The following is a 21,957-nucleotide window of genomic DNA, read 5'->3' as shown; positions in this document are numbered from 1 at the left end:
GCTGTATCAACTTGGGGCGGGCAGACGCCGGTTCGGATCAGATGGGGGCGACCACGGGCTACTCAAAGCTGTTTCATCAGCACGAGCGACTTGCGCTGCCAGTTGTAGAGTCGGCGGCGGTCTTCAGGCAGGTCGTCGACCGTAACCTTGACGAAGCCGCGCTTGAGGAACCAGTGTTCGGTGCGCGTGGTGAGCACGAAAATGCGCGTGAGACCGCGTGCCCGCGCACGCTGTTCGATGCGCTTGAGCAGGCGCTCGCCGTCGCCGGTGCCTTGAGCTTCGGGCGCGACGGTCAAGCATGCCATTTCGCCGATGCGCTCCTGCGGATACGGATACAGCGCCGCACAGCCGAACAGCACGCCGTCGTGCTCGATCACCGAGAAATGGTCGATGTCGCGTTCGATCTGATGACGGCCGCGCCGCACCAGCGTGCCGTCCGATTCGAGCGGCTCGATCAGCGCGAGAATGCCGCCGACGTCGTCCGGCGTCGCTTCACGCAGGCTTTCAAGATTCTCGTACGAGATCATCGTGCCGACGCCATCGTGCAGGAACAGTTCGAGCAGCAGGCTGCCGTCAAGCGCGTACGGGATGATGTGCGCGCGCGGCACGCCGCCGCGACAGGCGCGGATCGAATGCTTCAGATAGAACGCGGCGTCGCCGGTGACTTCGCCGCTTTCGTGCAGCTTGTAGGCGTCGTCGAGCGACAGTTCGCGGATCAGCTCGGTGGCGCTTTCGTCGGTTTCCATCAGGCCCGGCGTCTCGGTCAGGAACACGATTTTGTCGGCGCGCAGCGCGATCGCCGCGGCCGAGGCCACGTCTTCCATCGACAGATTGAACGCTTCGCCGGTGGGTGAGAAGCCTAGCGGCGACAGCAGCACGAGCTTGCGGCTCGCGAGCGAGTGACGGATCGAATCCGCGTCGATCTTGCGCACGAGGCCCGTGTGCTGAAAGTCGACGCCGTCCAGAATGCCGACCGGGCGCGCCGTCACGAAGTTGCCCGACACGACGCTGATGTGCGCGTGCGCCATCGGCGTGTTCGGCAAACCCTGGCTGATCGCGGCCTCGATGTCGAGACGCACTTCGCCGGCCGCTTCCTTCGCGGACTCGAGCGCGCGCGCGTCGGTGATGCGCATGCCGTGCGAAAACTCCGATTCGACGCCGTGCAGGCTCATCTGCTCCTCGACCTGTGGACGCGAGCCATGCACCAGTACGATCTGGATGCCCATTGCCTGCAGCAACGCGATGTCGGATACGAGCGCATTCAGCAGCCCCTGATGCACCACTTCGCCGCCGAAACCGACGACGAATGTCTTGTTTCGGAACGCGTGGATATACGGCGCGACTGAACGCATCCAGTCGACGAATTGCGCATGCAGGGCAAGGGTTTCCGGCGAGTCGGCGGTGGCCGGGACGCTCGCGGACGCGGGGACGAGGTCGGTTTGGGAATTCATGCCGGGGATTATAATGCGCCCCCATGTCGAATGTACCCAAAAGTCCCGCTGGGGCGAATGAGAAACCGGCGCCGGCCGGTGAGCAGGCTCACCCCGGCGACACGGTGCGCCGCCCTGCGCAGGAGGCGAGATCCGATCAGGCGCGCGACGCGCGTCGGAGGGCCGGCGCGTCTGCGCGAAAAGTGCCGTCGGACGGCAGCGGCGAAGCGCGCGAAGAGCGTGCTGGCGCGCGCGGCGCGGCGCGTGACGAGCCGCGCAAGGAACCTCGCGCGCCGCGCGCACCGCGGCCGTCGCGGCTCGTCGAGCCGAATCCGATTCCACCGATCACGTTCCCCGAAGCGCTTCCTGTCTCCGGTCGTCGCGACGAGATTGCGCGGGCGATCGCGCAGAATCAGGTCGTGATCGTGTCGGGCGAAACCGGCTCGGGCAAGACCACGCAGCTGCCGAAAATCTGTCTCGCGCTCGGGCGTGGTCTCGGTGCCGGCGGCGACGGTCTGATCGGCCATACGCAGCCGCGCCGGATCGCCGCGTCGGCGACCGGGCGCCGGATCGCCGAGGAACTCGGCACGCCGTTCGGCGAAGTGGTCGGCTACAAGGTGCGCTTTAACGATAACCTCGCGCCAGGCGCATCGGTCAAGCTGATGACCGATGGCATTCTGCTCGCCGAAACACAGACCGATCCGCTCCTGAAAGCGTATGACACGCTGATCATCGACGAAGCGCACGAGCGCAGCCTGAACATCGATTTTCTGCTCGGCTACCTGAGGGAGATTCTTCCGAAGCGCCCCGATCTGAAGTTGATCGTCACCTCGGCGACGATCGACGCCGACCGTTTCGCGCGACACTTCGGCGGCGACGACAAGCCCGCTCCGGTGATCGAAGTGAGCGGGCGGCTCTATCCGGTCGAGGTGCGTTACCGGCCGGTCGTCGAGGAGAGCCCTGCGCTCAAGGCGGCGCAAGGGACCTCGGGTGCAACCTCGTCTGGCCGCGAGCGCACGAAGACGCAGCGCGAGACCGACCGCGATCTGATGGAGGCAATCGTCGACGCCGTCGACGAACTGTGCCGCGAAGGCCCCGGCGACGTACTGGTGTTCCTGCCCGGCGAGCGCGAGATTCGCGACGCCGCCGAGGCGCTGCGCAAGCATCATCCGCCGCATACGGAAATTCTGCCGCTGTTCGCGCGGCTCTCGGCGGCCGAGCAGGAGCGCGTGTTCCGCGCGTCGAACACCCGCCGCATCGTGCTCGCGACCAACGTCGCCGAAACTTCGTTGACGGTACCCGGCATCCGCTACGTGGTCGATACCGGGCTTGCGCGCGTGAAGCGCTACTCCTATCGCAACAAGGTCGAGCAGCTGCAGGTGGAGTCGATTTCGCAAGCCGCCGCGAACCAGCGCGCGGGGCGCTGCGGGCGGGTCGCTGACGGCCTCTGCATTCGTCTCTACGAGGAAACCGACTTCCAGGGCCGCGCGCGCTTCACCGATCCGGAAATTCTGCGCTCGTCGCTCGCCTCGGTGATTCTGCGCATGAAGTCGCTGCATCTGACGGCGATCGAAACGTTTCCGTTTATCGAGCCGCCGCCGGGCCGTGCGATCTCCGACGGCTATCAGTTGCTCAACGAGCTCGGCGCCGTCGACGACGACAACCGGTTGACGCCGCTCGGCCGCGAACTCGCGCGACTGCCGCTCGATCCGCGCGTCGGCCGCATGATTCTCGCCGCGCGTGACCAGCAGGCGCTGAAGGAAGTGCTGGTGATCGCGAGTGCGCTGTCCGTGCAGGATCCGCGCGATCGTCCGATCGAAGCGCAAGAGCAGGCCGACCAGGCACATCGCCGTTTCGCCGACGAGCGTTCCGAATTCCTGCAGTGGCTGAAGATCTGGAACTGGTTCGACGAAGCGATCGCGCACAAGAAATCGAACCGGCAGCTGCAGGACGAGTGCCGCAAGAACTTCCTGTCGCAGTTGCGGCTGCGCGAGTGGCGCGACGTCCATTCGCAACTGCTGACCGTAGTGCGCGAGCACGGCTGGCGGCTGAACGAAGCGGAGGCGACGTTCGAGCAGATCCATCTTGCGCTGCTGACCGGTCTGCTCGGCAACCTCGGCCTGAAGGCCGACGACGAGCCGTATTACCTCGGCGCGCGCGCCATCAAGTTCTATTTGTGGCCCGGCTCGGCACTCGTGAAAAAAGCGGGCAAGTGGGTGATGGCTGCCGAACTCGTCGAAACGAGCCGGCTCTACGCGCGCTGTATCGCGAAAATCGAGCCGGAGTGGGTCGAGAAGGTCGGCGCGCACCTGCTGAAGAAGTCGCTGTCCGAGCCACATTGGGAGAAGCGCGCGGCGCAGGTGTCCGCGTTCGAGCGCGCGATGCTGTACGGCCTGCCGATCTATCACCGGCGGCGGGTGGCGTTCGGCACACAGGACCCGGCGCGGGCGCGCGAGCTGTTCATTCGCGGTGCGCTCGTGGAAGGCGAGTTCGACACGAAGCTTGCGTTCTTCGCACACAACCGCAAGCTGCTCGCCGATATCGAGCAGCTCGAGCACAAGTCGCGCCGCCAGGACGTGCTGGTCGACGACCAATTGATCTACGCGTTCTACGATCAGGCGCTGCCGGACGGCATCCATACCGGTGCGTCGTTCGAGCGCTGGTATCGCGACGAGGTCAAAAAGAGCGGCCAGACGGAGGACAAGCTCCGGCTGTTGTATCTGTCCCGCGACGATCTGATGCGGCACGAAGCGGCGGGTGTCACGACCGATCTGTTCCCGAAGCGGCTGACGATGGCGGGCATCGAGATGGCGCTGACCTATCACTTCGAGCCGGGCACGCCACGCGACGGCGTGACGCTCGCGGTGCCGCTGTTTGCGCTGAACCAGGTCGACGCGCGCCGTTGCGAGTGGCTCGTGCCCGGGATGCTGAAGGAAAAGGCGCAGTTGCTGCTGAAGTCGCTGCCACAGAAGCTGCGTCGGCATTGCGTGCCGCTTCCCGAGTACGCGGCGGGTTTCGCTGAACGGCACAACGCACAGCGCTTCGGAGCAGGGGGCCTGCTCGAGGCGCTGATCGCCGATGTGCGCGAGCAGACCCAGGTCGCGATGAAGCAGTCCGACTTCAAGCTCGAGACGCTGCCCGCGCATCTGTTCATGAACTTCAAAATCATCGACGAACATGGCCGTCAGCTCGCGATGGGGCGCAATCTGTCGCAACTGCGCGCCGAGCTCGGCACTCAGGCCCAGCAGCACTTCCAGAAGCTCGTCTCGGGCGCGGCAGGCGCCGCTCTGGCCGGTGCGGGCGGCGGCGGTATCGCGACGCCTGCGCGGTCTGCGGATTTGCCTGCTAGTGGGGCGTCGCGCGGCAAGGGCGGCGCCGCTGCGCGGCCTGTGGCGCCGGATGGCGCACCGGCTACCGCGTTGTATGAAAACCTGAGCACGTGGAATTTCGGCAAGCTGCCCGAGTTGCTCGAAATTCGCCGCGGCGGTCAGACGCTGTTCGGCTACCCCGCGCTGGTGGATCGCGGCACGCATTGCGACGTCGAGGTGTTCGATTCGGCGGAGGAAGCCGCACGGATTCATCGGGCGGGCTTGCGTCGACTTTTCGCGCTGCAGTTGAAGGAGCCGATCAAGTATCTGGAAAAGAACTTGCCGGGCCTGCGCGAAATGGCAATGCAGTTCATGCCGCGCGGCACGCAGGAAGAACTGCGAGATCAGCTGATCGACACCGCACTCGACCGGGCGTGCCTGCAGGATCCCTTGCCCGACGACGACGCGAGCTTCCATACGCGACGTGACGAAGGGCGCAGCCGTCTCACGTTGCTCGCGCAGGAAATCTCGCGACTGGTCGGGCAGATCCTCGGCGAATACGCGAGCCTGACGAAGAAACTGTTGCAGGCGAAGCCGTTCGCGGCCGCGTACGCCGATCTGCAGAATCAGCTCGATGGGCTGATCGGCAAGCGGTTTGTCATCGAGACGCCATACGCCCAACTCGCACATTTCCCGCGTTATCTGAAGGGGATGGCGCTGCGTATCGACAAGCTGCGCGCAGACGCCGTGCGCGACGCGCGGCAGTTCGCCGAATTCCAGCCGCTGCTGCAGCACTATCAGCGTGCTGTATCGCAGCGCGGCGGCGTCGTGGATCCGCGGCTTGCGGAATTCCGCTGGCTGCTCGAAGAGCTGCGCATCTCGCTGTTCGCGCAGGAGTTGCGTACCCCGATGCCGGTTTCGGTGAAGCGCCTGTACAAAGTGTGGGAGTCGATGCAGCGCTAAAACCAGCGCGCTCGTTCGCGCCCGCTGGGCACTGCGCGTGCCCAGCGGGCGACGAGCGAGTCGGCACACCGTTGCGCGCCGCGCATTGCGAGCGTTTGCTGCGCGCCGTCGCGGCCGACCGCTGTTCGGCACAGTCGGTCCAACTGATTTCACCAATGCATCCCCGCGCCGATCGATGCGCCGAGTTGTCCGCGCGAGTCGGTGCTGCCCTGGACCTTGTAGATCCATTTGCCGGTGTCCGACAACTGCGACACGCTGATCGCGAGCGCAGATTGACCGCCGTAGGTGCCGCCTGCCATCGCGACCATGCCGTGCCCCGGCAGCACCGCTTGCGGCAAGCCCGCCATCGCGAGCGCCGCTGCCGTGCCCCCATAGCTATCCCGACGAGCTGAGCGGATCTGGTCGTCCGTATAGTGATTCGCCTCGCTGATCGCGCCGCGCACGCTTTGCTGCAATTGATTGAGGTTGACCGCGTCGGTGCCTCGCACGCCGGCTGCGACGTTGGCGATCTGGCGTTCCTGGCCTGCCGCGCCGACCGACACTGTGTTCGCGCGGTCGGCGACGGACCCCTGGCCTAACGCTACCGAGTTGTCGGCGCTCGCACTGGCCGCGGCGCCGAGCGCCATGGCGTTGTTGCCGCTGGCTAGGGCATTCGCTCCGATGCCTGCTGCGTTGGCGCCGCTCGCTTGCGCATTCGCTCCGAGGGCAATCGCGTTGGCGCCGCCGGCCTGCGCGTTCGCACCCTCGGCGAGCGCGTTGTCGCCGCTCGCCCGCGCGTTCGCCCCGGCTGCCAGCGCATGCACGCCTAACGCCTGCGCGTTTTCGCTCGCGCTGTCGCCTGCCGCGCTGAATAACGCGCCGGGCGAACCGATCGCCGCGTTATTGATCGCGCCTTCGAGCACGGCGTTCAGCTGACCGAGGTTGACCGCGTCGGACGCCAGTACGCCGTCCGCGACGTTGTGGATGACGGTGCCCTCCGTTGCATCGCCGCCGAGCGTAACGCTGTTGCGGTTGATGCTGCCGTCGGCGTTGGTGTCGTACATGACCGCGCTGTCGAGCTTCGCTGCGCTCGCGCTGCTCTGGTCGCTTACCGCCCTCAGCTGCGCGACGTTGACCGCGTCGGTGTCGGCGGTGCCGGCCGCGACGTTGGTGATCTGGCGCTCGTTGCCCGCTGAACCGACCGACACGGTAGCTGCGCGATCGGCGATCGAGCCCTGGCCGAGCGCGACGGAGTTTGCTTTTAGCGCGCTCGCGTTATAACCAAGCGACAGCGCGTTGTCGGCGGCTGCGCTGGCGCCGGAGCCGAGCGCGAGGGCGCCGCCCCCGTTCGCCGTGGCGTTGGCGCCGAGCGCCGTCGCTCCGGTGCCGTAGGCCGACGCTGAGGCGCCTAACGCGGTCGCACCGGCCGTGCCGGCGACGGCGCCCGCGCCGATCGCTGTCGATTCCGTTGCGTTCGCGCTGGCGCTCGTGCCGAATGCCGATGCGTCGGTGCCCGTAGCGCTGGCGTTGCTGCCCGCGGCGAGTGCGTGCGTGCCGTTTGCGAGCGCGTCGTTCGAGCCGTCGGCAGGGTCAGCAGCGTCGAAGTAATGCAGCGCGCTGCTCTGAGCAAGTGCATCGACCTTGCCGTCGACCGCGCTCAGCTGGCTCACGTTTACCGCGTCGGTGGGAGCCGCGCCCGCGGCGACGTTGGTTAGGCGACGCTCGTTATTGGCCGAGCCGAGCGAGACTTCGCCCGGCGCGCTGGAGGCTGCGATCGGCGTGGCGCCGGTGCCCGCGGGCGCAAACGCGCTTTGCGACAGGTCTGCCGTGGTGCTGGAAGCGGCGCCCAGTGCGATGCTGTTGTCGGCGCTCGCGTTGGCGTTGGTGCCCAGTGCGATCGCACCGGCGCCCGCAGCCGTTGCGCCGAATCCGATCGCGCTCGCATACGCGCCGCGCGCCTGCGCGGCGACGCCCAGTGCGATGGCGCCCACACCGCTGACGACTGCATTGCTGCCAAGCGCGACGCTCGAGTCCGCCAGCGCCGCGGCCCATGCTCCGGCTGCGAGCGAGTTGGTGCTCCCGGCCTGCGCGAGATAGCCGAGCGCGGTCGATCCGACGCTGGTCGCCGTGGACAGCGAGCCGAACGCGGAGGCCGCTGAGGTAGCCGCTATCGAACCGGAGCCCGTCGCGACCGAGTCGACGCCCAGCGCCGACGCGTTGAGGCCGACCGCGGTCGCTCGGTCCGCCTGCGCTTTCGCGTAGTGCCCGAGCGCGCTCGCGCCGTCCCCCTGTGCGGAAGAGGCGGACCCGATGGCGACGGCGCCGGCGCCCAGCGCACTGGCGTTTGCTCCTACCGCGATCGCCTCGACTTTTTGCGCGCTCGCCTGTGAGCCGAGCGCCAGCGATGAGTTGCCGTTTGCGGTGGCCTGTGCGCCTATCGCGACTGCGACGTCGCCGGGCGCGCTGGCCGTGCCTACCTCAACCGAATCGACGCCGGCGCCGGTTGCTTCCGTAACGTAAAGTGCCGCCGCCGCTATAGCAACACCCGCAGTACCTCGAACCGCCCGGGAGATGCTTTTCTGGCGAGCGCAAGCGCGATGTGTTTGCAAGGAGGCCGTTCGGGGCGCCGCGATTTTGATTCGAGACGGTGCACGGCCAATTTTCGAATTTTTCCTGGTTATCAATTAATAATCCTCCGAATTATTGTGGTTGGTAGTGCGCAGCGCGTAACCGACATTAACTTGATGTTATTGCCTGGTTGGTTGGAACATAAAAATAAAAACACCGGTCTTCGGAAGGCTTGCGTTAGTTGGTGGAACGCGCCGGCCCCAGCGTCATACGCTCGGATTTCGTGCAAGAAGCGCTGGCGGCGCAGTGCGTACGGAGAATTCTCCGATGTCGGTGTGCAATTCGGATATCAGCGAACTCCGAAATTCAGCCGAGCTAAAATATATATTAATACAGACAAGTTTTATGGATAAGAAAAAAGAAGTATTCCTATTGCGTCCGCTAATGATTTGCGCGATTTTAACGTGTGACTGGTGCGTGATTGGTCCGGTAGCGAGAGCGCATTGATTTCTCAATCGGAAACGCGGCGCGAGCCCGAAACCGGGCACGCAAGACGAACCCGCCCGCTCGCGGCCACACCTCATCGCACCCGTCATTTTTCGGTTGTCGCCCGGTGACTTGCGTCAACCGCTCGGACCGGCAAACGTTCTACAATGACGGTTGTTCTCGAAGCGAGTTTTCATGCGTAAATTTTTTCTTCCCGGCTTGACTGCCACGTTCGCCGCGACCGCGGCGCTGGTCGCCGCCGCAGGTTTTTTTTCTCCGGCGGCGCACGCCAACAACGTGATCGTGCTCAATTCCGGCGAGGCCACGCTGAGCCTGATCGATGAGAACAGCCGCCAGCTCGTCGGCACCGTGCCCACGGGCAAGGAACCGCATCACCTGATGGTCACGCCGGACAATTCCTCGCTGATCGTCGCCAATTCGGTGTCGAACAACCTGATGTTCGTCGATCCGAAAACGGGGCAGACGCAACGCTGGGTCGAGAACATCGAAGATCCTTACCAAATCGGCTTTTCGCCGGATCGCAAGTGGCTCGTCACCACGGGCCTGCGGCTCGATCGGCTCGACATCTACCACTACGACAGCCAGAAAAACCAGATGACGCTGGCTGCGCGGCTGCCGCTCGCGGTGATGCCGAGCCACATGGCGTTCTCGAATGACAGCAAGACGGTGTTCGTCACGCTGCAGGTGTCCGGTGAGCTCGCCGCCATCGAGCTGCCCACGCAATCCGTCAAATGGAAAATGAAGGTCGGCAAGGTGCCGGCGGGGCTCTGGATGACACCGGGCGAAAAATACCTGCTCGTCGGCATGACAGGCGAGGACTACGTCGCCGTGGTCGACTGGCGCAACCAGAAGGTCGTCAAGACGATTCACACGGGCAAGGGTGCGCACAACTTCCGCTCGCTCGACGACGGCAAACATGTCGCAGTGTCGAACCGCGTAGCCAGCACGATCAGCATCATCGACGAAGACACGCTGACCAATGTCGGCGACATCACCGGCCTGATGCCTGGACCGGACGACATGGAACTTTCCGCCGACAAACGCTATCTGTGGGTTACGTTCCGCTTTGCGAAGCACATTGGCATCATCGACCTCAACACGCGCAAGCTGATCCAGACGATTGCGGTGGGCCGCTCGCCGCACGGCATCTATTTCTTCGACCGTGCGCCGGTCACGGCGCCGAACGGTGCGTGAGGGGCCCGAGGGCAACCGAAAGTGCCAGGGCGCCGCGAGCCATCAAGGATGAAGTAAAAGGCCAGCATCATGTTCCATCTGATTTTCTCCTCACTCGACAGCTTCGTTTCAGCCGTGCAGACGTGGCTGTACGTCGACGTGGTGCAGCCGCTGCTGTTCCGTTTCAACCTGATGGACTATGACGAGGACACCTACGACAGCCTGTACTGGGTCATCGTCGGTGTGCTCGAGGTGCTCGCGATGTACGCGGTCCTGCGTCCGCTCGAGGCGCTGCGCCCGGTCGAGCAATGGGACAACCGCAAGGCAGTGCGCGTCGACGTGCTGTACACGTGGATCGCCAAGCTCGGCATTCTGAATCTGTTCTTTTTCTTCGCGCTGCAGCCGTTGTTCGACAACGTGCAAGGCTGGTTGCGGCTGCATGGCGTCGCGAACCTGAATTTCGACAACCTGTGGCCCGGCGTGACCACGCAGCCGCTCGTCACGTTCGTCATGTATCTGCTCGTGCTCGACTTCGCCGGCTATTGGTATCACCGTTGGCAGCACCGTGTCGGCGTGTGGTGGGAGCTGCATGCGGTCCACCATAGTCAGCGGCAAATGTCTCTGTGGTCCGACGATCGAAACCATCTGCTCGACGATCTGCTGCAGGCGTCGTTCTTCGCGGTGATCGCGCTCGCAATCGGTGTGCCGCCATCGCAGTTCGTCGTGCTGGTCGCGATCGCGAACCTCGCGCAAAGCGTGCAGCACGCGAACATCCGCCTGTCCTACGGCTGGCTCGGCGAGCGGCTGCTCGTTAGCCCGACGTTCCATCGCCGTCACCATGCGATCGGCTACGGTCACGAAGGGCTGAAGTACGGCTGCAATTTCGGCGTGCTGTTTCCGTGGTGGGACATGCTGTTCCGCAGCGTGTCGTGGAGCCGCGACATGGAGCCGACGGGTATCAGCGATCAACTCGAAGGCCGACGCTATGGCGACGGCTTCTGGGCGCAGCACTGGTTCGCATTGGTGCGCATCGCCCATCGCCTCGCGCCGAAGCGCGGCGCGCCCGGCAACGACACCGCCGCCGTTTGAGTCGGTTCTGAGTCCGTTCTGGATCCATCCGAGCACGCACTGCGGCTGGCCGCCCACTTCTGCCGGCGGCGCGTCCTCTGGTTTATGCTGTGCACGTTCGTGCGCACGCTCCGGTACTCCGGCAGCCGTGGCCGGCGCGCGGCGCTATTTCCCGTCCATCGTTTCGTTCGCAGGCACTGGCTCGCATGAATGATCTGTTGCGCTCGTTCGGGCGCGCGCTCGCAAGCGCGCTGCATCCGCGCATGCTCTGGCTGACCTTCAAACCGTTTATCGTCGCGACGGTCAGCTGGGGTGTACTCCTGTGGTTCTTCTGGCAGACGCTGACCGGCGCGACCCGTACATGGCTCGAAGACTGGTCTTTCACCGCCACGCTTTATCATCTTTTCGACGTGCTCGGTTTTTCGGCGCTGCACGCGGTCATCGCGCCGTTCATCGTGATCGCGATGGCGATCCCGCTGATCGTCGTCACGGTGCTGCTGCTGATCGCGATGCTGTCGATGCCGTCCGTGATCCGCTTTCTCGCGGCACGCCAGTTCGCCGGGCTGGAGATGCGCCGTGGCGGAACGTGGTACGGTAGCCTCGGTCAGGCGCTATGGACCACGCTGCTGTGTGTCGTGCTGCTGATCGTCACGTTGCCGGTGTGGCTCGTGCCGCCGTTCTTCGCGCTGATTCCGCCGCTGTTGTGGGGCTGGCTCACGTATCGCGTGATGACCTACGACGCGCTCGCGTTGCATGCGACGCGCGACGAGCGGCGCGAACTCGTGCGGCGTCACCGGCTGCCGCTGCTGCTGATCGGTATCGTGAGCGGCCTGCTCGGTTCGGTGCCGACGCTGCTGTGGGCGTCGTCGGTATGGCTGATCGTGCTGTTCCCGGTGATCACGACGGTGACGATCTGGATTTACGCGTTCATCCTCGTGTTCTCGGCGCTATGGTTCGGCACCTACTGCCTGCGCGCGCTGCAGCGCATGCGGGCGCAAGCGCCTGGCGGCGCGCGCGAGGTCGCGCCGGTTTCCTATTGATCAAACGAAAGAGGCGGCAATGGCATTTGGCGTCATCATCATCGGCGATGAAATCCTGTCGGGCAGACGCGTCGACAAGCATCTGCCGAAGGTCATCGAGTTGCTCGGCGCGCGTGGCTTGTCGCTCGGCTGGGCGGAGTACATCGGCGACGATCCGCAACGCATCACAGCGACGCTGCGGCGCACGTTTGCGTCGGGCGACATCGTTTTCTCGACGGGCGGCATCGGCGCAACCCCGGACGACCACACGCGCCAGTGCGCAGCGGCCGCGCTTGGCGTGCCGCTCCAGTTGCATCCGCAGGCCGCAAAGCTGATCCAGGAGCGCATCCGCGACATGCATCCGGCGAACGCGCCGGCGCAGCTCGACCTGGACTCGCCGGAAAATCGCCATCGCCTGAACATGGGCACGTACCCGCAGGGCGCCGACATCATTCCGAACGGCTACAACAAGATTCCGGGCTTTTCGATCCGCCAGCACCACTTCGTGCCGGGATTCCCGGTGATGGCCTGGCCGATGATCGAGTGGGTCCTCGACACGCAGTACGCGCATCTGCATCACACGACGCCGCACGCGGAAAAATCGCTGCTCGTCTTCGAGTTGCCGGAGTCGCGCGTGACGCCGCTGATGGAGAAAATCGAGCGCGATTTTCCGGGCGTGCGGGTATTCAGCCTGCCGAGCGTCGGCGATGCCGAGCGCGGCGGCGTGTATGCGCGGCATCACATCGATCTCGGCGTGAAGGGCGAGCCCGAAGCGGTTGCCGCAGCGTTCGTGAAGCTGCGCGAGGGAGTGCATCTGCTCGGCGGCGATATCGTCGAGCCTGAAGCCGCGGCGGCCGCCGCCGGCAAGCCGCGAAGCTGAGCGACGTACAGCGGTCCGGCGGGCCGCTGTACTGTACGGCCCGCGCGGATACGGCTGTCGAGTGCGGCGCGGCGCCGGTGGACCCGATCGCGTTGACGACGACGTATCAAGTTGCAGGTGTGCGGAATGTCGGCCGCGCCTTGAATCCGATGGGCGCCGTGCGCGGCGCCGACGACGATGCAAGCGGTCCGCGCCGGCAGGCCAGGACGGTGTGAGCCGCGACATCGCAGCGTCACAGGCCGCGCCGACGATGCAATTTATACGTGGTCGGCGCGTCCCGTTTCAATCAGCCTGCTCCAGCCCCCGCTCTCACGGGCTTGGGCAACTGGGGGCTGCATTCGTTCGCCAGAACCGCTCTCAGGCGCCGATCCACGGCAAGCCGTGAAAACACCATCCCGACACTGTCTTCCGATGCCCTTGGCCGTCCTTGTCGCCTTCGAAGCCTTCGAGCAGGTCGTACGCCTTCGTGAAGCCGGCCTGGGTCGCGGCGATCGCGGCAAGCTTCGAGCGCGCTGCGCTGCGGCACAGGAACAGCACCGGCGTGTCGGGCGAGGCCACCTGAGCGAGTTGCTGCATGAACTCCTGGTTGGGCACCGCGCCCGGATAGCGCGTCCATTCGACGTGCGCGTATTGACCATCACCGATCACCGGCCGACCGACCCAATCGAGCTCGGCGCGGGTACGCACGTCGACGAGGCGCGTGCGCGGATCGAGTTCCAGCAGTTCGAACGCCTCGGCCGGCGATACCGCGCCCGCGTAGGGCAGTTGGTTCTCGGTGCGGCGGGCGTCCGCCTTCGCGTAAAGCTGTTCGAGCGTGCTCATGAGCGTCAATCTCCTTCGGACCAAATGATCATTCTAGCGCGCGGCAGGCACCCCGGAGGCCAGTGGAGACGGGACAGCACGGGCAGTAGACACCGGGCGCTGTCGGAGCTTTCGTGCGCAAAAATGGTGCATCACGCGCTCAATGCACCAACTCGGGAGGGGGGGCGATTTCTAAACCGGTGAATGCACTCAATTGGTGCGTCGCAATGCGCGGAGATTGCATCGCGGCTCTGCCAACGCTCCGCGCGCGGTCGGCAAACCCAAGCGCAGCAACGGTGTGCGCCGACTTGGCGCATTCCAGGCTCATGCATGGCACACTATCTGCTTAATTGGTGTCGATCGACTGGTCCCGGCAGAATTTATGCGTTGCGACGCCGTTTGGGTGGACGTGCCGGGACGGGTCAGCTAGATTGGGCGGCGGCTAAATCCGCCGAATTCGTTAATCAGGAGATAGGTTATGAGTAAATCCGTGGCCGACGTCGTTCAACTCGTCAAAGACGAGGACGTCAAGTTTGTCGACTTCCGTTTCACCGACACGCGCGGCAAGGAACAACACGTTTCAGTGCCGGTGTCGGCATTCGATGAAGACAAGTTCGAAAGCGGCCATGCGTTTGACGGTTCGTCGATTGCCGGCTGGAAGGGCATCGAAGCATCGGACATGTTGCTGGTCCCGGACGCGAACACGGCCTTCATCGACCCGTTCTACGAAGAATCGACCCTCGTGCTGACCTGCGACGTCGTCGAACCGGCTGATGGCAAGGGCTACGAGCGCGACCCGCGCTCGCTCGCGAAACGCGCCGAAGCGTATCTGAAGAGCTCGGGTCTCGGCGACACCGCGTACTTCGGTCCTGAACCGGAATTCTTCATTTTCGACTCGGTCCAGTGGAACACGGACCAGTCGGGCTGCTTCATCAAGATCGGTTCGGAAGAAGCACCGTGGTCGTCGGCGAAGGAATTCGACGGCGGCAACACCGGCCACCGTCCGGGCACCAAGGGCGGCTACTTCCCGGTCGCTCCGGTCGACACGTTCCAGGACATCCGCTCGGAAATGTGCCTGCTGCTCGAACAGATCGGCATTCCGGTCGAAGTGCACCACCACGAAGTGGCGGGCCAGGGCCAGAACGAAATCGGCACCAAGTTCTCGACGCTCGTGCAGCGTGCCGACTGGCTGCAGCAGATGAAGTACGTCATCCACAACGTCGCGCACACGTACGGCAAGACGGCGACGTTCATGCCGAAGCCGGTGGTCGGCGATAACGGCTCGGGCATGCACGTTCACCAGTCGATCTGGAAGGACGGCCAGAATCTGTTCGCGGGCAACGGCTACGCAGGTCTGTCGGAATTCGCGCTGTTCTACATCGGCGGCATCATCAAGCATGCTCGCGCGCTGAACGCGATCACGAACCCGTCGACGAACTCGTACAAGCGCCTCGTGCCGCACTTCGAAGCGCCGGTCAAGCTGGCTTACTCGGCTCGCAACCGTTCGGCATCGATCCGCATTCCGCACGTGTCGAACCCGAAGGGCCGCCGTATCGAAACGCGCTTCCCGGATCCGATGGCGAATCCGTACCTGTGCTTCTCCGCGCTGATGATGGCGGGTCTGGACGGCGTGCAGAACAAGATTCACCCGGGCGAAGCCGCCGACAAGAACCTGTACGACCTGCCGCCGGAAGAGGATGCAAAGATCCCGACCGTGTGCGCGGGCCTCGACCAGGCTCTCGACTCGCTCGACGCGGACCGCGAGTTCCTGACGCGCGGCGGCGTGTTCACGGATGCGATGCTCGACGCGTACATCGAACTGAAGACGACGGAACTGCAGCGTTATCGTCAGTCGGTGCACCCGATCGAATTCGAGATGTACTACTCGCTGTAAGCGGCCATGGCGCTTCGCCCTTCACCCGGCGAAGCGCTCGGTCCGACGCTCGCGATCGGTCACGAAGGGACGGCGGCGCCGTCCCTTTTTTGTTAGGCCGTACGCACGGCCGGCCGCGCGCGGGCAACATGCGATTCGGTAAAACACAAAAGCAGCACTCCTGATTCACCACCATCTCCTACGGCCAGACTGCAAGATGGTTCTCAAGAATCTGATCAAGGCAAGGAAAGGACACGAACAGACGCTGTCGGACGACGTGCAGCTCGTGAGCTCCGGCTTGCTGCCCGGCTTCGAGGCGCTGCCGACCGTCGTGCTGGTGCTCGAGAAGCGCACGCTGCGAGTCGCGTTCGCGAATCCGTCCGCGGAGTCGATGCTCGCGATGTCGCGCCGGCAACTCACGCAGATGGCGTGGCCGGACATCTTCTCGAACGCGGACGAACTGGTCGCGACGATCACTGCGATCGCCGCGCACCGTTTTCACGCGACGCATCTGGACGCCGTGCTCGAGCGCGTCGGGCACGAGCCGCTGCACGTGCATGCGATCGTCGGCTTTCTGGAAAGCGCGCAGGACTATGTGTTGCTCGAACTGTTCGAGAACGAGCGGCATCTGCGCACCGACCGCGAAGAGCGCATCAACGACCTGACGGCCGTCAACAAGCAGCTGATCCGCAATCTCGCGCATGAAATCAAGAATCCGCTCGGCGGCATTCGCGGCGCCGCGCAACTGCTCGAGTTCGAATTGGGCGAGCGTGAGCGTGACGAATTGCGCGAGTACACCCAGGTCATCATCAAGGAATCGGACCGGCTCCAGACGCTGGTCGACCGCTTGCTCGAACCGCACCGGCATCCGCATATCGTCGGTGACGTGAATATTCACGAGGTGTGCGAGCGCGTGCGTCAGTTGATTCTCGCCGAGTTTCCGCGCGGCCTGACGATCGAGCGCGATTACGACGTTAGCGTGCCGGATCTGCGCGGCGATAAGGAGCAGCTCATCCAGGCGCTGCTGAACATCGTGCGCAATGCTGCCGAGGCATTGCGCGAGCGGATCTCGCAGGGCGATGCGCGCATCGAGCTGCGCACGCGCATCGCGCGCAAGGTCACCATTTCAAAACGCCTGTGCAAGCTGGCACTGGACTTGCATATCGTCGACAACGGCCCAGGCATTCCCGATGAGATTCGCGACCGCATTTTCTATCCGCTCGTGTCGGGGCGCGAGGACGGCAGCGGTCTCGGTCTCACGCTAGCGCAGACCTTCGTGCAGCAGCACGATGGCCTGATCGAGGTGGACAGCCGGCCGGGCCATACCGAGTTTCAGATTCTGCTGCCGCTCGACGGCTAGACACCCCATGCATCTCAAGACTTCTGACAGACCTATATGAAGCCGATCTGGATAGTAGACGACGACCAATCAATTCGCTGGGTGCTCGAGAAAGCGCTCGCGCGCGAGAACCTGGCGACGCGCAGCTTCGCGAACGTGCGCGACGCGTCGGCCGCGCTCGATCACGACAGCCCGCAGGTGCTGGTCTCCGATATCCGCATGCCCGGCGGCTCCGGGCTGGAGCTGCTGCAAACCGTACGCGACAAGGTGCCCGGCTTGCCGGTCATCATCATGACCGCGTTCTCCGATCTCGACAGCGCGGTCGCCGCATTTCAGGGCGGTGCGTTCGAGTATCTGGCGAAACCGTTCGACGTCGACAAGGCCGTCGAGCTGATTCGCCGCGCGGTCGACGAAAGCATGCGTGGCGAGCAGACGTGGGACGAGCGCGTCACCGAGGCGCCCGAGATGCTCGGCCAGGCGCCTGCGATGCAGGACATGTTTCGCGCGATCGGCCGCCTGTCGCATTCGGCGGCCACCGTGCTCATTACGGGCGAATCAGGCACCGGGAAGGAACTGGTCGCCCGTGCGTTGCACCGACATAGCCCACGCGCGAACGGTCCCTTCATCGCCTTGAACACGGCTGCGATTCCGAAAGATCTGCTGGAGTCCGAACTGTTCGGTCACGAGCGCGGCGCATTCACCGGCGCGCAGGCGATGCGCCAAGGGCGCTTCGAGCAGGCCGAGAACGGCACGCTCTTTCTCGACGAAATCGGCGACATGCCGTTCGATCTGCAGACGCGCCTGTTGCGCGTGCTGTCGGACGGGCAGTTCTATCGCGTGGGCGGCCACAATCCGTTGCGCGCGAATGTGCGGGTGATCGCGGCGACACATCAGAATCTCGAATCGCGCGTGCGGCAGGGGCTGTTTCGCGAAGATCTGTATCACCGTCTGAACGTGATCCGTCTGCGCTTGCCCGCGTTGCGCGAGCGCAGCGAGGACATTGCGCTGCTCACGCGGCATTTCCTGCAGAAGAGCGCGCGCGATCTCGGCGTCGAACCGAAGCGCGTGTCCGACGAGGCGCTCGTGCATCTCGCGTCGCTGCCGTTTCCGGGCAACGTGCGCCAGCTCGAGAACCTCGCGAACTGGCTCACGGTGATGGCGCCCGCGCAGACCATCGAGATCAAGGATCTTCCGCCCGATCTCGGTCCCGCGCAGATCGGCGCGAGCGAGCTGGGTGCGGGTGCCGCTACCGGTGCGACGGTGGATGGCAGCGTGGCGAACCACGTTGGATTCGCGGGCAGTGCGCCGCTCGCTGGCATGAGCGGCGGTACGGTCGTGCATCCGGGCGCTGCGGCCGGTGTGTCGGTGGCGACCGCGCTGAGCGCGTGGGAAGGCGGCTTGCGCACCGAGGTCGCGCGGATGCTGCGCGAGAACGCGGCCGACGTGATGGACGAGCTCGCGCGCCGCTTCGAAGCGGCGGTGATCCGCGAGGCGCTGGACTTCACGCGCGGCCGCAAGGTCGAGGCGGCCGAGCGGCTTGGCATCGGGCGCAATACGATTACGCGCAAGATTCAGGAGCTCAATCTCGAGCCTTGACGCACTCGGCTCGAGCGATCCCGCCTGGCAGGCGAGGGCGGCTCGGGCCGCCTTCGTCGTTGTTGCGCCGCGCCCCGCACCCAACCGGCACTGGCCGCGCACAAGGCATAATCAACGCTGTTCCGATCCGACAGCCGACGATGCCAGCTTCCTCCGCTTCTCCCGCTCCATTCGAGTGGCCGCTTTCCCCCGATCCCTTCCTGTCGCTCGAAGCGCTGTACGACGCTGACGCGCTCGCGTGGGTCGACGCGCAGAATGCGCGCACCTGCGCCGCGTGGTGCACCGGCGCGTCGTTCGACACGCTCAGACGCCGGCTCGCCGATGCCTATCTGCCGCGCGAGCGTCCTGTGATTCCGGATCGCTGGAAGGACTGGGCCTACGATCTGTGGCAGGACGAGCGCAATCCGCGCGGCATTTGGCGACGCACCGCGTGGGCCGCATGGCGCGGCGGCGCGCCGGTGTGGCAGAACCTGCTCGACTTCGACGCGCTCGGTGCGGCCGAAGGCACGCCGTGGGTGTGCGTCGATCTCGACATCCTTTATCCCGACGGCGACCGCGCGCTGATCACGATGTCGCCGGGCGGCTCGGACGCGCTCGTCGTGCGCGAGTTCGATCTCGACGCGCGGCGTTTCGTCGACGCTGGCTTCGCGATCGCGAAGGCGGGCAAGCACACGGTGTCGTGGATCGATCGCGATACGCTGTACGTTGGCTGGGACAACGGGCGCAAGACGCTGACGCGTTCCGGCTATCCGCGCGACGTGCGACGCTGGACGCGCGGTACCGCGCTCGCGGAGGCGCCCGTCGTGTTTCGCGGCGAGTTTGGCGACATCGCCGTGGAGGCGCATTACGATCCGGTCGATCGCCGGCATACGGTAACGAGCAGCGTCGACTTTTTCGATTCGAACACGTACTACCTCGACGATGCTAGCGATGCCTGGCATCGTTACGACGTGCCGTCGCACGTCGCGGTGGGCGCATGGCAGGGCTGGCTGTTGCTCGAGCCGCGGCTCGACTGGGAATGCGAGTGGGACGGCAATCTCGCGCGCTATCCGGGCGGCGCGCTGCTCGCGATTCGCGAGGATGCGTTTTTGCGCGGCGAGCGCGACGTGACGCCGCTCTTCACGCCGACGCCGCTGACCTCGGCCTGCGAGTGGTCGCATACGCGCCATCATCTGATCGTGTCGTATCTCGACGATGTGCGCGGCAAGACCCTGATCTGGACGCCGTCGCAGCGCGACGACGGCACGTGGCAATGGCGCGAACGCGTGTTCGCGTCGCGCGGCGATGCGCAGGTCGACGTGTCGCCGGTCGAGGCGACGCTGAACGACGAAGTGTTCGTCGACACCGACGATTATCTGCAACCGCCCGCCTATTGGCTCTCCGATCTCGCGCTTGAGGAGCCCGCCGAATGGGAGCTGCTCGACCGTTGGCCGACGCAGTTCGACGCGACGCGCGTGGCTGTGACGCGCGGGCATGCGGTATCGGCCGATGGCACGCGCGTACCGTACACGGTGATTGGGCCAAAGCAGGCGTCGTCGTCGCCGGGCGATGAACAGCCAACGCGTCCGTGTCTGCTGAGCGGCTACGGCGGCTTCGCGATTCCGCTGCTGCCGGGCTATCTGACGGGGCAGGGCATCGGCTGGCTCGAACGCGGCGGCGTGTATGTGGTCGCGCATATTCGCGGCGGCGGCGAGTTCGGCACGCGCTGGCACACAGCGGCGCAGGGCGAGCATCGCCAGCGCGCGTTCGATGATTTCATCGCGGTCGCCGAAGCGCTGATCGCCAGCGGCGTGACGAGCGCTGCGCAGCTCGGCATTCAGGGCGGCAGCAACGGCGGTCTGCTGGTGGCCGCCTGCATGGTGCAGCGGCCGGCGTTATTCGGCGCGGTCGTGTGCGAGGTGCCGTTGCTCGATATGAGCCGCTATCACCTGCTTCATGCGGGCGCATCGTGGATCGATGAGTACGGCGACCCTGACGAGCCCGATGAAGCGCGCGCGCTCGCCGCCTATTCGCCCTATCACAACCTCGCGGCGGGCGTCGCCTATCCGCCGGTGCTATTCATGACGTCGACGGCCGACGATCGCGTGCATCCGGGCCACGCGCGCAAGATGGCCGCGCGTATGCAGGCGCTGGGTGCGCAACACGTGTGGTATCGGGAGAACACGGAGGGCGGACACGGCGGCTCCGATGAGCTGGAGCAGGCCGAGCATGATGCGATGGTGTTCAGCTTCTTGTGGGGTGTGCTGGGCGGCGCTTGATGCGATACGCAAGCGAAGCAGCGCGCGTCGCTGCGTCGCTGGAGGGTGGATCAGCCGAGCTGCGCGAACACCGGCGCGTGATCGGAAGGCTGATCCCACTTGCGCGGCACCTTGTCGATGTCGCACGCTGAGCAGATGTCGGCAAGCGCCTTCGACAGCAGGATGTGATCGATGCGCAGTCCCGCGTTGCGACGGAACGCCATCATCCGGTAATCCCACCACGAATAGATTTTTTCCTGCTGCTCGAACCGGCGGAATGCGTCGAGCAGGCCAAGGCCGATCAGTCGCACGAACGCCGCGCGTTCCTCGGGCGACACGAGGTTCTGACCTTCCCACGCTTTCGGATCGTGCACGTCGCGATCGTCGGGCGCGATGTTGTAGTCGCCGAGCAACGCGAACTTCGGATGCAGCGTCATCTCCTTGGCGAGCCAGTCGTGCAGCGCGTCGAGCCAGCGCAGCTTGTAGGCGAACTTGTCGGTGCCGGGCGCCTGGCCGTTCGGGAAATACGCGCAGACGATGCGCACGCCGTCGATGGTCGCCGCGATCACGCGCTGCTGCGGATCCTCGAAACCGGGGATGTTGCGCACGATGCTGCTCTCGTCGACGTTTAAGCCGTCGCGCACCAGAATGCCGACACCGTTATACGTTTTCTGACCCGCGTACCAGCTGCGATAGCCGACCGCCTCCAGTTCGGCGCGCGGAAATTTTTCGTCGGGGAGCTTCAGTTCCTGCAGGCACAGCACGTCGGCGCCGCTGCTCGCGAGCCAGTCGATGACGTGTTGCTGGCGGACTTTGAGAGAGTTGACGTTCCAGGTGGCGATTTTCACGAAAATATCCGATGCGTGCGTGGTGAGAGCAAGGCCGATTATAACGGGGGCCGCGCCGGTCGAAACCGGCGCCTGTGACGTCGCCCACGCTGTTCGCTATGCTCGCGCGTGTTTATCGAGCTTCGAGTTCCAGCATCGCGAGGCTCGCGAAGCGAGCTCGATCATCACGCCACGCCGAGCGCGCGAAGCAACTTTCGCCTGACGACGTCGTTTGGGTAAATGTTCTGCTCAGAGGTTTGACGTTTTGCCAGCGACCTTATATAATCTTTTTTCTCTGACGCGGGGTGGAGCAGTCTGGCAGCTCGTCGGGCTCATAACCCGAAGGTCGTAGGTTCAAATCCTACCCCCGCAACCAAGCATTGTTGAAA

General features: G+C 64.9%; 13 protein-coding genes and 1 tRNA gene. 10 read left to right on the top strand and 4 right to left on the bottom strand.

Going from position 1 to position 21,957, the window contains the following annotated elements; all coding sequences use genetic code 11:
- Window positions 1-62: 62 nt before the first annotated feature.
- Window positions 63-1,451, bottom strand: a complete 1,389-nt coding sequence (argA, locus tag BJG93_RS10060; RefSeq protein WP_027198146.1) for an amino-acid N-acetyltransferase — start codon at window positions 1,449-1,451, stop codon at window positions 63-65.
- A gap of 23 nt (window positions 1,452-1,474) precedes the next feature.
- Between argA and hrpA the strand changes: the two genes are divergently transcribed.
- A complete protein-coding gene (hrpA, locus tag BJG93_RS10055; RefSeq protein ID WP_071336515.1) occupies window positions 1,475-5,701 on the top strand; it encodes an ATP-dependent RNA helicase HrpA in 4,227 nt (1,408 codons plus the stop codon).
- Window positions 5,702-5,850: 149 nt separating this feature from the next.
- Here the strand turns inward: hrpA and BJG93_RS10050 are convergent, their stop codons facing one another.
- Window positions 5,851-8,289, bottom strand: coding sequence for a YadA family autotransporter adhesin (locus tag BJG93_RS10050; RefSeq protein ID WP_231337394.1), 2,439 nt, complete (start codon window positions 8,287-8,289; stop codon window positions 5,851-5,853).
- A gap of 640 nt (window positions 8,290-8,929) precedes the next feature.
- Between BJG93_RS10050 and BJG93_RS10045 the strand changes: the two genes are divergently transcribed.
- The 4 genes from BJG93_RS10045 to BJG93_RS10030 all read left to right on the top strand — a co-directional run bounded on the left by BJG93_RS10045 (window position 8,930) and on the right by BJG93_RS10030 (window position 12,895).
- The gene (locus BJG93_RS10045) at window positions 8,930-9,949 is read left to right on the top strand and encodes a YVTN family beta-propeller repeat protein (protein ID WP_027198144.1); all 1,020 of its coding nucleotides are present in this window, start codon (window positions 8,930-8,932) and stop codon (window positions 9,947-9,949) included.
- A gap of 69 nt (window positions 9,950-10,018) precedes the next feature.
- Window positions 10,019-11,017, top strand: coding sequence for a sterol desaturase family protein (locus tag BJG93_RS10040; RefSeq protein ID WP_027198143.1), 999 nt, complete (start codon window positions 10,019-10,021; stop codon window positions 11,015-11,017).
- A 185-nt stretch (window positions 11,018-11,202) separates the two neighbouring features.
- Window positions 11,203-12,036 (top strand): EI24 domain-containing protein, encoded by an 834-nt coding sequence (locus tag BJG93_RS10035; RefSeq protein WP_027198142.1) that lies wholly within the window; start codon window positions 11,203-11,205, stop codon window positions 12,034-12,036.
- A 19-nt stretch (window positions 12,037-12,055) separates the two neighbouring features.
- On the top strand, window positions 12,056-12,895 hold the full coding sequence (locus BJG93_RS10030) for a competence/damage-inducible protein A (protein ID WP_027198141.1): 840 nt from the start codon (window positions 12,056-12,058) through the stop codon (window positions 12,893-12,895).
- Window positions 12,896-13,252: 357 nt separating this feature from the next.
- Here the strand turns inward: BJG93_RS10030 and BJG93_RS10025 are convergent, their stop codons facing one another.
- Window positions 13,253-13,717, bottom strand: coding sequence for a rhodanese-like domain-containing protein (locus tag BJG93_RS10025; protein WP_027198140.1), 465 nt, complete (start codon window positions 13,715-13,717; stop codon window positions 13,253-13,255).
- A gap of 457 nt (window positions 13,718-14,174) precedes the next feature.
- On the opposite strand from BJG93_RS10025, the gene glnA reads away from it, so the two are divergent.
- The 4 genes from glnA to BJG93_RS10005 all read left to right on the top strand — a co-directional run bounded on the left by glnA (window position 14,175) and on the right by BJG93_RS10005 (window position 20,762).
- Window positions 14,175-15,590, top strand: coding sequence for a type I glutamate--ammonia ligase (gene glnA / locus BJG93_RS10020; protein ID WP_027198139.1), 1,416 nt, complete (start codon window positions 14,175-14,177; stop codon window positions 15,588-15,590).
- A gap of 196 nt (window positions 15,591-15,786) precedes the next feature.
- A complete protein-coding gene (glnL, locus tag BJG93_RS10015; RefSeq protein ID WP_027198138.1) occupies window positions 15,787-16,929 on the top strand; it encodes a nitrogen regulation protein NR(II) in 1,143 nt (380 codons plus the stop codon).
- 36 nt (window positions 16,930-16,965) lie between these two features.
- On the top strand, window positions 16,966-18,504 hold the full coding sequence (gene ntrC, locus BJG93_RS10010; RefSeq protein WP_027198137.1) for a nitrogen regulation protein NR(I): 1,539 nt from the start codon (window positions 16,966-16,968) through the stop codon (window positions 18,502-18,504).
- A 140-nt stretch (window positions 18,505-18,644) separates the two neighbouring features.
- On the top strand, window positions 18,645-20,762 hold the full coding sequence (locus tag BJG93_RS10005) for a prolyl oligopeptidase family serine peptidase (RefSeq protein WP_027198136.1): 2,118 nt from the start codon (window positions 18,645-18,647) through the stop codon (window positions 20,760-20,762).
- Window positions 20,763-20,812: 50 nt separating this feature from the next.
- Here BJG93_RS10005 and xth read toward each other — a convergent pair whose 3' ends face one another.
- The gene (gene xth, locus BJG93_RS10000) at window positions 20,813-21,589 is read right to left on the bottom strand and encodes an exodeoxyribonuclease III (protein WP_027198135.1); all 777 of its coding nucleotides are present in this window, start codon (window positions 21,587-21,589) and stop codon (window positions 20,813-20,815) included.
- 278 nt (window positions 21,590-21,867) lie between these two features.
- Here xth and BJG93_RS09995 point away from each other — a divergent pair.
- A tRNA-Met gene (locus tag BJG93_RS09995) sits at window positions 21,868-21,944 on the top strand.
- Window positions 21,945-21,957: the final 13 nt, after the last annotated feature.

The organism is Paraburkholderia sprentiae WSM5005, from assembly GCF_001865575.2.
GTDB lineage: Bacteria > Pseudomonadota > Gammaproteobacteria > Burkholderiales > Burkholderiaceae > Paraburkholderia > Paraburkholderia sprentiae.
This window is presented reverse-complemented; position numbering and strand designations above follow the sequence as displayed.